Annotated in this window: 13 protein-coding genes; all 13 read right to left on the minus strand. The window is 72.5% G+C overall.

Translation table 11 applies throughout. The annotated features are described in order from the left end of the window. Positions 1-5 precede the first annotated feature (5 nt). Positions 6-1,439, minus strand: coding sequence for a putative lipid II flippase FtsW (ftsW, locus tag FHX82_RS12290; protein ID WP_145937145.1), 1,434 nt, complete (start codon positions 1,437-1,439; stop codon positions 6-8). After that, a complete protein-coding gene (gene murD, locus FHX82_RS12295) occupies positions 1,426-2,814 on the minus strand; it encodes a UDP-N-acetylmuramoyl-L-alanine--D-glutamate ligase (RefSeq protein WP_145937144.1) in 1,389 nt (462 codons plus the stop codon). Before murD ends, ftsW begins: the two co-directional genes overlap by 14 nt. A 4-nt stretch (positions 2,815-2,818) precedes the next feature. Beyond that, entirely contained in the window at positions 2,819-3,883 is a 1,065-nt protein-coding gene (gene mraY, locus FHX82_RS12300; protein ID WP_145937143.1) for a phospho-N-acetylmuramoyl-pentapeptide-transferase, read from the minus strand. Next, positions 3,880-5,340, minus strand: coding sequence for a UDP-N-acetylmuramoyl-tripeptide--D-alanyl-D-alanine ligase (locus FHX82_RS12305; RefSeq protein ID WP_145937142.1), 1,461 nt, complete (start codon positions 5,338-5,340; stop codon positions 3,880-3,882). The genes mraY and FHX82_RS12305 overlap by 4 nt, the downstream gene beginning before the upstream one ends. After that, positions 5,337-6,929 carry a UDP-N-acetylmuramoyl-L-alanyl-D-glutamate--2,6-diaminopimelate ligase gene (locus FHX82_RS12310; protein ID WP_145937141.1) on the minus strand — a complete coding sequence of 531 codons (1,593 nt, stop codon included), beginning with the start codon at positions 6,927-6,929 and terminating at the stop codon, positions 5,337-5,339. Before FHX82_RS12310 ends, FHX82_RS12305 begins: the two co-directional genes overlap by 4 nt. Before the next feature lie 160 nt (positions 6,930-7,089). After that, the gene (locus FHX82_RS12315) at positions 7,090-8,970 is read right to left on the minus strand and encodes a peptidoglycan D,D-transpeptidase FtsI family protein (RefSeq protein ID WP_145937140.1); all 1,881 of its coding nucleotides are present in this window, start codon (positions 8,968-8,970) and stop codon (positions 7,090-7,092) included. Next, entirely contained in the window at positions 8,970-9,638 is a 669-nt protein-coding gene (gene ftsL, locus FHX82_RS12320) for a cell division protein FtsL (protein ID WP_145937139.1), read from the minus strand. Before ftsL ends, FHX82_RS12315 begins: the two co-directional genes overlap by 1 nt. Continuing rightward, positions 9,635-10,588: a 16S rRNA (cytosine(1402)-N(4))-methyltransferase RsmH gene (gene rsmH, locus FHX82_RS12325; protein ID WP_145937138.1), complete on the minus strand. Its 954-nt coding sequence runs from the start codon at positions 10,586-10,588 to the stop codon at positions 9,635-9,637. The genes ftsL and rsmH overlap by 4 nt, the downstream gene beginning before the upstream one ends. A 184-nt stretch (positions 10,589-10,772) precedes the next feature. After that, the gene (gene mraZ / locus FHX82_RS12330) at positions 10,773-11,204 is read right to left on the minus strand and encodes a division/cell wall cluster transcriptional repressor MraZ (RefSeq protein ID WP_145937137.1); all 432 of its coding nucleotides are present in this window, start codon (positions 11,202-11,204) and stop codon (positions 10,773-10,775) included. A gap of 340 nt (positions 11,205-11,544) precedes the next feature. Beyond that, entirely contained in the window at positions 11,545-12,255 is a 711-nt protein-coding gene (locus FHX82_RS12335; RefSeq protein ID WP_145936930.1) for an ESX secretion-associated protein EspG, read from the minus strand. Beyond that, entirely contained in the window at positions 12,252-12,785 is a 534-nt protein-coding gene (locus FHX82_RS12340; RefSeq protein WP_145936931.1) for a PPE domain-containing protein, read from the minus strand. Before FHX82_RS12340 ends, FHX82_RS12335 begins: the two co-directional genes overlap by 4 nt. A 10-nt stretch (positions 12,786-12,795) precedes the next feature. Further along, entirely contained in the window at positions 12,796-13,299 is a 504-nt protein-coding gene (locus tag FHX82_RS12345; protein ID WP_229881285.1) for a DUF3558 family protein, read from the minus strand. Beyond that, positions 13,292-13,642: a hypothetical protein gene (locus tag FHX82_RS12350; RefSeq protein WP_145936933.1), complete on the minus strand. Its 351-nt coding sequence runs from the start codon at positions 13,640-13,642 to the stop codon at positions 13,292-13,294. The genes FHX82_RS12345 and FHX82_RS12350 overlap by 8 nt, the downstream gene beginning before the upstream one ends. Positions 13,643-13,793: the final 151 nt, after the last annotated feature.

The raw sequence follows: 13,793 nt of genomic DNA on the forward strand, positions 1-13,793 counted from the left end.
TTCAGTCACGTGGTTCCTCTTCGCGTCGAACGTCTACCGTAGTCCCGCGTCGCGCGCCGACGCTCCGCCGGCTGGGCGGAGCGCGTCCGGCGCGCGGACGGCCGGGCCCCCCGGGCGGCCGTGGCGCGTCCGCTGCCCCTCCGCCGGGTGGGTGGGCGGTAGACGTCGGGCGCGGGCAACCGCAGGAGACGGCCGAATTTACCCGGTCCCTGCGAACGCAGTGCGGCGACCGACTCCGGTTCGTGCCTTGCGGCGTTCGCGAGCAGCCCCATCAGGAACATCGTGACCCAGATCGAGGTGCCGCCCGCGGAGATCAGCGGCAGCGTGACACCGGTGACCGGCAGCAGCCCGACCACGTACCCGATGTTGATCCCGGCCTGGGAGACCGTGAACACCGTCAGCGTGCCGGCGACGATCCGGATCCACGGGTCGAGGTTGCGCGTCGCGATGCGCAGCCCGACGATCGCGAGCCCCACGAACAGGCCGATCACCACGACGCAGCCGAGGAAGCCCAGCTCCTCGCCGATCACGGCGAAGATGAAGTCGTTCTGCACGTTCGGCAGGTACGCCCACTTCGACGGCCCCTGCCCGAGCCCCTTGCCGAACAGGCCACCGTCGGCGAGCGCGTACTTCGCCTGCGTCGCCTGGTACGCCGAGCCCGTGGTGTCCGAGGCCGGCGAGAGGAACGACAGCACGCGCGCGGCCCGGTAGCTCGCCGTCAGCGCCAGCACGACCACCGCGGCGATACCGCCCGCGAACAGCACCGCGAACAGCCGTTTCGGCGCGCCGGCGAACCACAGCAACGACGCCAGCACCACGCCGAGCGTGATCGTGCCGGACAGGTTCGGCTGCGCCATCACCAGCGCGAACATGAGCAGCGCGACCGGCACCACGGGCACCAGCAGGTGCCGCCACTGGTGCAGCAGCCCGTACTTGGTGACCAGCACGTGCGCGCCCCACAACGCGAGCGCGACCTTGGTGAACTCCACCGGCTGCACCGAGAACGAGCCGATCACGAACCACCGCTGCGCGCCGCCGCCCGCCGAGCCCAGCGGCGTGAGCACGAGCGCGAGCATGCCGAGGCACACCAGTACCGCCATGGACGACAGCGCGCGCGTGCGCTTGAGCGGCATCCGCAGCCCGAGGTAGAACACCACCGAGCCGGACAGCACGAACACCAGGTGCTTCTTGAACAGCGAGTACACGCCCGAGCCCGTCGCCGGGTCCACGGACGCGACCGAGGACGCCGACAGCACCATGACGATGCCGATCACCGTCAGCAGGCCGGTCAGCGCGAGCACCAGGTGGAAGTCGGCCAGCGGACGCGACAGCCACGCCGTCAGCGTGGTGTAGACCGTGCCGACCCGGCCCTCCGGCCGCCGGCGCTTGCGCCGGGGGCCGCGTTCGTCCGCCTGTGGTCTCTCCTCAACCGCGGTCATCCGCGCCGCCCCGCAGCTCACGCACCGCATCGGCGAAGGCGTTTCCGCGGTGGGCGTAGTCCCGGAACAGGTCCATCGATGCCGCGGCCGGTGCCAGCAGCACGACGTCACCAGGACGCGCCAGCACTCGGGCCGCCTCAACCGCCGCACTCATGGGTTCATCGTGACCCAGCGGGACCTGCCGGACGGGCACATTCGGCGCGTGTCGCGCGAGAGCGGTGGCGATCACGCCCGCGTCGGTGCCCAGCAGGACCGCGCCACGCAGCCTGCCCGCCACCGCGGCGACGAGGTCGTCGACGTGCGCGCCCTTGAGCAGGCCGCCCGCGATCCACACCACGCTCTCGTGCGCGAACAGCGAGCTGGCCGCCCCGTGGGGGTTGGTGGCCTTGGAGTCGTTGATGTAGCGGACGCCGTCGACCTCGCCGACCTCGACCGCGCGGTGCGCGCCGGGCTGGAACTTCCGCAGCCCCTCCGCGACCTGCTCGGTGCTCACGCCGTACGCGCGGGCGAGCGCCGAGGCGGCGAGCGCGTTGGCGAGGTTGTGCGGCCCGGCGGGGCGGACGTCCGCGACGGTGCACAGCTCCTCGGCGCTGGTCGCCGGTTCGGGTACGTACGCGCGGTCGACGAGCAGGTCCTCGACCAGGCCCAGCTCCCCCGGCGCCGGGGTGTCGAGGCGGAACCCGACGTGGCGCGCGGACTCGTTCGCGGCGGCCGCGAGACGCGTGGACCAGGCGTCGTCGGCGTTGTGCACGACGACCCCGGCGTGTTCGAGCAGCTTGGCCTTGGCCGCCGCGTACGCCTCCATCGTGCCGTGCCAGTCGAGGTGGTCCTCGGCGAGGTTGAGCACCACGGCCGCGTGCGGGGCGAGGGTGCTGGACCAGTGCAGCTGGAAGCTCGACAGCTCCACGGCCAGCACGTCGTACCCGGCCTGCACGGCGTCGAGCACGGCGAACCCGACGTTGCCGCACGCGACGGCGTTGTGCCCGGCCGCGCGCAGGATCGACTCCAGCATCCCGACCGTCGTGGTCTTGCCGTTGGTGCCGGTGACCGCGAGCCACACGGGCGGCTTCTCGCGCAGCTGCCCGAGGCGCCAGGCCAGCTCGACGTCCCCGATCACCTCGATGCCCGCCTCCGCGGCGGCGACCAGCAGCGGCGAGGTGGGCCGCCAGCCGGGGCTGGTGAGCACGAGGTCCGTGCCCGGGGGCGGTTCGGTGAGCCCCGGGGCCGTCCTCGCACCGGTGCCCTCGAACTCGGCGAGCCGCCCGGCATCGCCGTCGGTGACGGTGACGCTCGCACCCAGCTCCAGCAGCACGGGCACAGCGGACCGGCCGGTGACCCCGGCCCCCGCCACCAGCACCTGACGTCCGGCGAACACGTTCCTAGCCTCCCGCGCTGAGCTGTTCGCTGTAGAAGAGGCCGAGGCCGAACATGCAGCAGATCGCGGCCAGCAACCAGAACCGGATGATCACCGTGGTTTCGGCCCAGCCCGCGAGCTCGAAGTGGTGGTGGAACGGCGCCATCCGGAACAGCCGCCGCCGGGTGGTGCGGAACACCGCGATCTGCAGCACCACCGAGATCATCTCGACCATGAACAGGCCGCCGATGACGATGGCGAGCAGCTCGGTGCGCGTCGTGATGGACAGGCCCGCGACCAGCCCGCCGAGGGCCAGCGAACCGGTGTCACCCATGAAGATCTTCGCGGGCGCGGCGTTCCACCACAGGAACCCGACGCACGCACCGGCCGCGGCGGCGGCGACCACCGCCAGGTCCAGCGGGTCGCGCACGTCGTAGCAGGCCGCCTGCGGGGTGTTCACGCAGGACAGGCGCTCCTGCCAGAACGCGATGACCACGTACGTCGCCAGCACCATCGCCGACACCCCGCCGGCGAGCCCGTCCAGGCCGTCGGTGAAGTTCACGGCGTTGGACCAGCCGGAGATCACGATGTAGCAGAACAGCACGAACAGCACCGACGGGAACGTGATCAGCGCCAGGTCGCGCACGTACGACAGGTTGCGCGAGGCCGGCGTGAGCCCGTACTTGTCGGCGAAGTTGAGCACCAGGATGCCGAACGCGACCGCGACCACGAGCTGGCCGACCAGCTTCGCGGTCTTGTTCAGCCCCAGGTTGCGCTGCTTGCGGATCTTGATGAAGTCGTCAAGGAAGCCGACCACGCCGAGGCCCACCGCGAGGAACAGCACCAGCAGGCCGGACACCGAGGGCCGCTGCCAGCTGATCAGGTGGGCCAGGAAGTAGCCGACGAGCATCGCCAGGATGATCGCGACCCCGCCCATCGTGGGCGTGCCGCGCTTGGACTTGTGCCCCTGCGGGCCCTCCTCCCGGATCTCCTGGCCGAAACCCTGCCGGGAGAACACCCGGATCAGATACGGGGTGAGCAGAATGGAGACCAGGAGCCCGATCCCCGCGGCGACCAGAATGCTGATCACGCAACACCATCCTCGAGCAGCGCGTTCGCCACCCGCCACAGCTGGGCAGAGTTGGAAGCCTTGACGAGCACGACGTCACCGGGTTCGACCTGCTCACGCAGCAGCTCGATCGCGGCGTCGGTGTCGGGCACCAGCACGGACTCCTCTCCCCAGGAGCCTTCGTGACTGGCCCCCTGGTGCATCGCGGCCGCAGCTTCGCCGACGACCACCAGCCTGCCGATGTTGAGCCGGACCGCGAGCCGCCCGATCTCGTCGTGCGCGGACACGCTATCGGCCCCCAGTTCGGCCATCACACCGAGGACCGCCCAAGATCGCCTGCCGCGGCTCATCGATGCCAGCGCCTTGAGCGCCGCGCGCACCGACTCGGGGTTGGCGTTGTACGAGTCGTTGAGGATCGTCACGCCGTCGGCGCGCTGCACGACCTCCATCCGGCGACCCGAGCGGCGCTCCACAGTGGACAGCCGGGCGGCGACCTCGTCCACTGTGGAACCGAGTTCGAGCGCCACGGCCGCGGCGGAAAGCGCGTTGGCCACGTGGTGTTCGCCGTACAGCGGCAGCTTCACGTCGGCGGAGCCCCGCGCGGTGACGAGCCGGAACGAGGGCCGGGCCTGGTCGTCGAGTGTGATGCCCTCGGCCCGCACGTCCGCGTCGGGGTGCTCGCCGGTGCCGACGATACGGGCCTTGGTGCGGCTCGCCATCCCGGCCACGAGCGGGTCGTCGAGGTTCAGCACGGCCACGCCGTCGGCGGGCAGCGCCTCGACCAGCTCGCCCTTGGCCTCCGCGATCGCCTCGCGCGAGCCGAACTCGCTGACGTGCGCGGTGCCGACGTTGAGCTCGACGCCGATGCGCGGCGGCGCGGTGACCGCCAGCTCGGCGATGTGCCCGCGGCCGCGGGCGGACATCTCCAGCACCAGGTGCCGGGTGCTCTCGTCGGCGCGCAACGCGGTCCACGGGTGGCCCAGCTCGTTGTTGAACGACCCGGGCGGGGCGACCGTCGGGCCCAGCGGTTCGAGCAGCTGCGCGATGAGGTCCTTGGTCGACGTCTTGCCCGACGAGCCGGTGATGCCGACGATCGTGAGGCCCTTCGCGACGAGCTCCCGCACGACGTGCTGGGCGAGCTTCGCGAGCGCGGCGAGCACGGCCGCGCCGGAACCGTCCTTGTCGGCGGTCAGCGCGAACGCGGTCGGGTGCCCCTGTCCGGGTGGCAGCGGTGGCACGACGACCGCGGGCACGCCGACCGGGCGCGCGGCGAGCACGCCCACGGCGCCGGCCTCGACGGCCTTGGCGGCGAAGTCGTGCCCGTCGACCTTCTCGCCCGGCAGGGCGAGGAACAGGCCGCCGGGGGTGAGCTTGCGGGAGTCGAACTCCACGGTGCCGGTGACCACGGCAGCGCCGTCGCCGTCGTGCACCGTCCCGCCGGTGATACTGGCGATCTCCGCCAGGGTGAGCGGAATCAAGCGGATACTCCTGGTTGTCCCTCGAGCCGGTGGCGGATGGCGGCCGCCAGCTCGTCACGGTCGGAGAAGGGGTGCACCACGCCACCGGCCTCCTGGCCGGTCTCGTGCCCCTTCCCCGCGATCAGCACCACGTCGCCCGGCTCGGCGAGCTCCACGGCCCTGGTGATGGCCGTGCGCCGGTCGCCGATCTCCAGCACGCGACCGCCCGCGCGGGCGGCGCGCGCGCCGGTGAGCATCGCGGCCCGGATCAGGGCCGGGTCCTCCGAGCGCGGGTTGTCATCGGTCACGATGAGCACTTCGCTGCGCCGCGCGGCGGCCTCCCCCATCAGCGGGCGCTTCGCGGTGTCGCGGTCGCCGCCGCAGCCGAGCACGGTGATGATGCGGCCGGTGGTGCGGGCGCGCAGGGCGTCCAGCGCCTCCGCGACGGCGGCGGGCTTGTGCGCGTAGTCCACGACGGCGGTGAAGTCCTGGCCGAGGTAGACGCGCTCCATGCGGCCGGGGACCTCGACGGCGGCGAGCCCGGCGACGATGTCGGCCAGCTCCACCCCGGCGGTGTCCAGCATCGCGGCGGCCAGCAGCGCGTTGGCGACGTTAAACGTGCCCGGCAGCGGCAGCGTGGCGCGGGCCGTACGGCCGTCGGGGCCCTGCAGCGTGAAGGACTGCTCACCCGACGGGGTGCCGGCGAGGTCGGCGGCGGTCCAGTTCGCGTCCACGCCGGGCTGGGTCGACACGGTGATCGTGTGCGGCTTCACCAGCGCCTGGCCCCAGGCGGTGTCGATGACGACGATCTCCGTGCTGGAGCGCCCGTCGAACAGCAGCGACTTCGCCTCGAAGTACTCCTGCATGTCCTTGTGGAAGTCGAGGTGGTCCTGCGACAGGTTGGTGAACGCGCCGACCGCGAACCGGGTGCCGTTGACGCGGCCCAGCGCGAGCGCGTGGCTGGAGACCTCCATCGGCACGTGCGTGACGCCCTGCTCGACCATCACCGCGAACAGCGCCTGCAGGTCCGGCGCCTCGGGCGTGGTGAAGGCGCTCGCCAGCCGCTCGCCCGCGATGCGCGTCTCGACCGTGCCGATGAGGCCAGTGGTGCGCCCGGCGGCCCGCAGGCCCGCCTCGACGAGGTACGCGGTGGTGGTCTTGCCCGACGTCCCGGTGACGCCCAGCACGGCCAGCTCCAGTGACGGCTCGCCGTAGATCCAGGCGGCGACCGAGCCGAGCACGGCGCGGGGGTCGGAGTGGACGAGGACGGGCACGCGTGCGTCGCGCAGCGCGGGCCGCTCGGCGCCGGCCTCGTCCGTCAGGACGGCGGCGGCGCCCGCGGCGAGCGCGTCGGCGGCGAAGTCCGCGCCGTGCGCCCGCGCGCCCGGCAGGGCGGCGAACAGGTCGCCGGGCAGGACGTGCTGGGCGCGCAGCGTGGCTCCGGTGACCGTCGCGTCGCCGGGCCAGCCAGCGACGTCCGCGATCACGCGCGCGTCGGCGCGGGCGGCCAGCGTGGTGAGCGGGACCGGCTTGATCCGGGCCGGGCGCGGCGGGGCGACCGCCGCCTTGACCGGGCTGTCCGGGACCTGCCCCTCGTTGTTGACCGACACAGGCGGGAAGGTTACCGACGGCGGGGAGCACCACCGTGAGCCGGTAGGCGTTGGGGCGCCGGGGTGCCCGTGCTGGGGCGGAACTGTCGGTGGGGGCGGACATTTTCCGCGCACACCGAACCGGCGCCCCCCGTTTCCCGGGGGCGCAGATCCGCGAACCTCACTGGTTGATCTGCAGCGGCATGTACGGCGTGGGCTCCGGCGACAACGGGATCTGGTACCGCTGCGTCAGGTACGACGCCAGGTCGTGGAACAGCGGCGCCGCCGAGCCCGTGTTCGGCGCGTCCAGCATGATGCCCACCACGAAGCGCGGGTTGTCCGCAGGCAGGATCCCGGCGAACGTGATGTTGTACAGCGAGTTGCTGTACGCCCCCGTCGCCGGGTCGATCTGCTGTGCCGTTCCGGTCTTGCCCGAAATCTGGTAGCCCTCCAGCGCCGCCGTCGGGGCGGTGCCGCTGTTGCCGTTCTTCCCCTTCTGCGTGACCGCGCGCATCATGTCCCGCACCGTGGTCGCGGTCTGCGGGCTCACCACCTGCACGCTCTGCGGCGCCGCCTCGGGCACCACGGTTCCGTCGGGGCGGACCTCCTGCTTGATGATCCGCGGCTGCACCCGCAGGCCGTTGTTCGCGATCGCCTGGTACATCCCCGTCATCTGCACCACGGTCATCGACAGGCCCTGCCCGATCGGCAGGTTGCCGAACGTGGTGCCGGTCCACGTGTTGCGCGGCGGCACCGAACCCCTGCTCTCCCCGGGCAGGCCGATGCCGGTGGACTGCCCGAGCCCGAACTTCTGCAGGTACTGCACGTACCGGTCCGGGCCGACCTGCTGCGCCAGCAGCAGCGTGCCGATGTTCGACGACTTCGCGAACACCCCGGTGGTCGTGTACTTGACGGTGCCGTGGCTCCACGCGTCGTGGATGGTGTGGTCGGCGACCTGCAACGAGCCAGGCACGTCGAGAACCGTCTGCGGCGTGGTGACCCCGGTGTCGATCGCCGCGGCCGCGGTGACGATCTTGTTCACCGAGCCCGGTTCGTACGGCGTGCTCACGGCCGTGTCGTTCATCAGGTCCGGCGTGTACGTGCTGTCGTCGTTCGGGTTGAACGTGCGGGCGTCGGCGAGGCCGTAGATTTCGCCGGTCTTGGCGTCCATGACGACCGCGCTGCCACCCTTGGCGTGGTACTTCGTCACGTAGTCCGAAAGCTCGTTCTGCAGCACGTACTGCACGTCGGAGTCGAGCGTCAGCACCAGGTCGTTGCCCGCCGTCGCCGGCTGTACGTCCCGCTCGGTGCCCGGGATGATCACGCTGTCGTCGCCCGACGCCGTGTCCGCCACGTACTGCCCCGGCGTGCCCGCCAGGTCCGCGTCGCGCGTCGCCTCCAGGCCCGCGATGCCGTGCAGGTTGTGCTTGGACACGTCGGGGTCGTCGGTGCGCCAGTTGGCCACCCCGACCACGTTGGAGGCCAGCGTGTCGCCCGGGTACTGGCGCGCGGCCTGCACCTCGCTGCCGATCTCCGGGAACTGCTTGGTGATCTCCTCGGCCACCGACGGCTCGACGTCCTTGGCCAGGTACGTGAACGCCTGCGTCTTGTGGAAGTCCGCGAGCAGCTCGGCCTCGGTGACCTTGCCGGGCAGCTTGGCGGCCATGAACTTCGCGGCCGCGGCCGCGCGCGTCTCGAAGTTCTGGCCCGACTGCGGGTTCTTCTGCGCGTAGTCGGCCCAGTTCTTGCGCATCACCTTGAGGTTCACCGACAGCGCGCGGGTCTCCACGCTGAACGCCAGCTTCACCCCGTTGCGGTCCTCGATCGCCCCGCGCTGCGCGGGGATCGTGATCGTGGTGGTGCGCTGGCTCTCCGCCTTCGCCGACAGCGCCTCGGCCTGGAACCCCTGCACCTGCACGAGTTTCAGGCCCGCGACGACAAGCACGCCGACCAGCACGACGCGGACGGCGACGTAGCGGCTCTTGCCGGTGGCCGCGGACGGCCGCCCGGCGACCTGCCGCACCCGTGCGGTGTACGTGCGGCGCCGGGAGCGCTCCGGCATCACTGGCCTCCCGCTTGTGCCGACACCACCGGCGGCTGCGGCTCGTCGCCCTGCGGCACGTCACCTTCGATCGGCGCCGTGCCCGGAGGGTTCGCGGGCGGCGGGGTGGCGGCGGTGCTGGGCGGCGGCGGTGCCTGGCCGACGGCCTTCTCGGGCGTCCCGACGACCGTGACGGACCCGTCCGGGTTCTGCACCAGGTGCGCCGGGTTGCCCGCGGGCACCATGCCGAGCGCCTTCGCGCGCGCGGCCAGCGACGACGCCGCCTCCGCCTTCGTCACGCCCTGCTGCAGCTGCTCGGACTGCTCGGCGAGGTTCGAGTTCTCCTCGCGGATCTGCTCCAGCCGGTAGGAGTCGGCGATCGCCTGCGTGGACAGCAGCAGCGTGGTGACCACACCCGCGGCCAGCAGCGTCATCACGATCAGCACGAACGACGCGCGCGAACGCGGCCAGCGCAGCCGCAGCTTCCGGCCGTCGCGCTTCGGCTCGTCGTCGGTGCGGCGCAACAGGTCCACGCGCTGGGCGCGGCGGGCGTACGCGCGTTCGGCGGCCGTCGTCCGCTGCTGGCCGGTCCGCGTCGGGCGGCGCTCGACGCGGGTGGCCTCCTTCGCGCGGGTGCGCGACGGCGTCTCGGCCGGCGGCTTGCGCCGGGTCCGTGTGGGCGCGGTCATGTGCCCTCCCTGATGCGTTCCGCCGCGCGGAGCCGGACAGAAGCGGCGCGCGGGTTGTGCTCGGTCTCGGTCTCGTCGGCCTTCTCGGCCCCTCGCGTCAGCAGCTTCAGCTGGGGTCCGTGGCCGGGCAGTTCCACCGGGAGCCCCGGCGGGGTGCGGGACTTCGCCAGCTCGGCGAAGCCCTGCTTCACGATGCGGTCCTCCAGCGACTGGTAGGACTCCACGACAATGCGGCCGCCGTGGGCGAGCGCCTGTAGTGCCGCGGGGATCGCGCGCCGCAGGACCTCCAGCTCGCCGTTGACCTCGATGCGCAGCGCCTGGAAGGTGCGCTTCGCGGGATGACCGCCGGTGCGGCGGCTGGCGGCGGGCACGGCGTCGTACAGCAGCTTCACCAGCCGTTCGCTGCGCTCGAACGGTTCGCGTTCCCGCTCCGCGACGACAGCCTTCACGATCCGCTGGGCGAACCGCTCCTCGCCGTAGTCGCGCAGGATCCGGACCAGCTCGCCGGGCGGGTACGTGTTGAGGACCTCCGCGGCGGTGGGCCCGGTGGTCGGGTCCATGCGCATGTCCAGCGGCGCGTCCCTGGCGTAGGCGAACCCGCGCTCGGCGCGGTCCAGCTGCATCGAGGACACGCCGAGGTCGAACAGCACACCGTCCACTTGCGACAGTCCACGCTCGGCCAGCACCTCGGGCAGCCGGTCGTACACGGCGTGCACGAACTCCACGCGGTCTCCGTGCGCCGCAAGGCGTTCGGCCGACTTTTCGAGCGCGTTGGGGTCGCGGTCCAGCGCGATCACCCGCAGCTGCGGATGGGCGGACAGCAGGGCGTCGGAGTGGCCGCCGAGGCCGACGGTGGCGTCGACGAGGACGGCGGGACGGTCACTGAGGGCGGGGGCGAACAGTTCGAGCACACGCTCGAGCAGCACCGGCACGTGCTCGGCCACGACCACCCCCTGTTCGCCCTTGCAGAAAACGGATGCCGTCAGGTCCCCGCCCGCCCGCTGCGGACCTGGTGCCGGGGAAGGTGCACCAGGGCCGCTGAGCGGACAGAGGCCTCACGGCATCCGAGTTCATGTCGTCCTCACACCGGCTCCCGCGCCCCCCGACGGCGTGGGCACCGGCTTCACCGCACGTCTAGAACACGCCCGGCAGAACCTCTTCCTGTGCCTTCGCGTAGCTGTCCTCGTGCTCCTCCAGGTAGGTCTGCCACGCCTGGGCGTCCCAGATCTCCAGCCTGGTGATCGCGCCGATCACCACGCACTCCTTGTTGAGCCCGGCGTAGCGCCGCAGCTCGGGCGCGATCGCGATGCGCCCCTGCCCGTCCGGGCGTTGCTCGTCCGTTCCGGCGAACAGGTAGCGCTGGTAGGCGCGGACCGCTTCGTTCGTGAACGGCGCTTCGGCGACCTTGCGGGCCATCTGCTCGAACTCGGCGCGCGGGAACACGTAGAGACAGTGGTCCTGCCCCTTGGTGACCATCAGTCCACCTGCCAGCGCGTCGCGAAACTTCGCGGGCAGCGTGAGCCGCCCCTTGTCGTCCAGTTTCGGGGTGTGGGTACCGAGGAACACCGGCCCCACCTCCCACGGGGCCTCCCTTCCGCCCCACTGCGCACCACGGTACCCCACTTTTCACCACAGTCAACGTGGGCGATGCGCTCGTCCGAGCGAAAATCCGGACGTTTACGCAGGTGAGGACCTGTGGGGTGGAGTGGGGGAAAGGTGGGGGACGCAACTGCCCACTCCCCCGCCGCGGGGGTGACCGGGGCACCGGGACGGTCCCGGAGGGCCCGGTGGTGGGGCGGTGTGGGAGGAGTGGGGGACGGTGGTGGGGCGCGGTGGGGGGGCGGCGACGACGTGAACACCACCACTCGGCCACGTCCACCGGAGTGGCCACCGCGCCCGGGCGCCGTCAGTTCACGAGATCCGCCAGCCGGGCCGCGACCCGGGCCGGGTCCGCGGGGGTCAGGGTCAGCCAGGACTGCCCGCCGCGGCCTTCGGCCACCGTGGCGCAGTAGGCGCCGGCGTCGGTGGTGAACCAGCTGACCCCGCCGGCCCGGCGCACGTGCTCGCCGTCCCGCACGCGCACCGAGAACTGGCCCGCGCCGAGGACCGGCCGCGCCTGGATCTTCCGGATCTCCCGCAGCTGCTTCTCCTGCGCGGGCGACTGGGCGCCGTGCACCGCGGACTCCGGCACGCTCACCCCGAGCCCCGGCCCGGGCTCGAACGGCGGCAGCAACCCGACGACGGCCGCGAACACCTCGGTGTCCCGGATCGGCGACAACCCGATCGTCCGGCTCGGCTGCGCCGCCAGCACCGCCCGCCTGCCCGCCACCGCGGCGACCGCGCGCAACGGCGCCTCGTCCGCCAGCGACACGAGCGCCTCGCACTCGACGTACAACGTGGCCTCGGCGAGCGTCTCCAGCCGGTCGGCCAGCGTCGCGTCCACCCGGCCCGCCGTGCACAGCCCGCGCTCGGCCAGGTTGCGGTACACCGCCTCCCGGATCTCCGCCCGCTCCCCGGCGGTGCCGCCGACGCTGCGCAGCTCGAACGGCACCGGCGCCCGCCGCAACCCCAGGTCCTGCCAGAGGATGTCGAACGCCGACGCGGAGACGCGGATCAAGCCGGCGCCTCGAACGACCGGTCCGGCACAGCGGCCCGCAGCGCCGCGTCCCGCGCGACCATCACGTCGACCGCCTTCTGCCGCGCCGCCTCGGACTCCGCCCTGCGCCGCGCCATCCGCTCCGACAGCCCGGCCAGCGCGAACACGTCGCCCGCGGACTCGCGGATCATCGCGACCGGGTCGTAGGGCACCGGCGGCGGCATCTCGGCGCGCGCCCGCGCGGCGATCCCGGCCTGGTCGGACACGGCGGACGCCAGCGCGAAGGAGACGTCCGTGGCCTGGTGCGACCAGTCGGCGGCCCGCGCCAGCGTCGCGCGCACGGCGTCGGCCGCCGGGCCCTGCCACGCCTCCTGGCTGCGGTCGGACATCGACCGCAGCAGCTCCGCCGACTCGCGCAGCCGCGTGCCGAGCGCCGCCCACTGCTCGCCGATCCGCCCGGCCGCGGCCGGGTCGTTCCCGTCCGCCACCTCGGCGGCCAGCTCCTCGTGCGAGTACGACTCGTACCTGCGCACCGGTTCCGGAATCGTCACACCCACTCCCCTACGGCAGCTTCGGCTCGATCAACTGCGCCACGGTCTCGGCCCGGCGGCAGGCCAGGTCCGTGTCGCGGAAGTTCGCGTTGGACACGTCGACCTGCGCGCTCGCGCTCCTGCCCGCGTCGAGCAGCACCGCGCACGTGCCGTCACCCGCCGAGCGGTCCACGGCCTCGAACGCCTGGTGCCTGCCGACAGTCAGCTGCTTGCCCTTGCCGGTCCTCAGGTCGGCGAGCGAGGTGGTGTCGTCGAGCGTGATCGTGAGGCCGAACAGGCCGGTCTCGGTCCAGTCGCAGGCCCGCGCGGTGCCGATGGTCTTCGCCTTGCCCAGCGACGTCAGCCCCGCCGTCGAGCGGTCCACCGACGTCAGCAGGTCGCACGGAGCGAGCGCGGCGAGACCGGCCCGCGGCACCGGGGACGGCGAATCGGACGCGGGTGGTGCGGCCTGGGCGCCACAACCGGCCAGCAGCAGGCCGGCGGCGAGCACGAGGCCGGTGAATCGCCTACCCACCGTGGCAGTCGACCCCGCCCGCCGCATCGTCGTCGGCGTTCCGGTAGCGCCGCAGCGCCTGTGCGATGTCCGTGCGCAGCCCGTCGAGCTGCCTGCCGAACGCCGTGAGCTGCTCGGCCGCCGACCCGGGGCCGTCGATGCCGTAGCGGGCCATGAAGTCGCCGATCTCCGCCGCGTACCCGCCGCCGAGCGGGACCGCGCGGCCGAGGACCTTCGCCTCGCGCACCAGCTCGCCCACCACGTCCTGCAACTGCGTGAGCTGCGCGAACGCGGCTGTCGCGAGCTCGGGGGACACCGCGAACGCACCGGCGCCCACACTCGGTGCCGCCTTCGTCTCGACCATCGCGCCTCTCCGTGACCGACCGGATCCTCACCGCAGCATAGAGGGTGCCCTGGGGATTGCCCATCACCCGGGAAAACGAGGGTTCGGTAACGGGGTTGGCGGGAGTTTGACACACTGGATGCCAGGCTGGCTGCCAGCCCAGCAGCATCGA

It is taken from the genome of Amycolatopsis bartoniae (genome assembly GCF_014191255.1).
Taxonomy (GTDB): domain Bacteria; phylum Actinomycetota; class Actinomycetes; order Mycobacteriales; family Pseudonocardiaceae; genus Amycolatopsis_E; species Amycolatopsis_E bartoniae.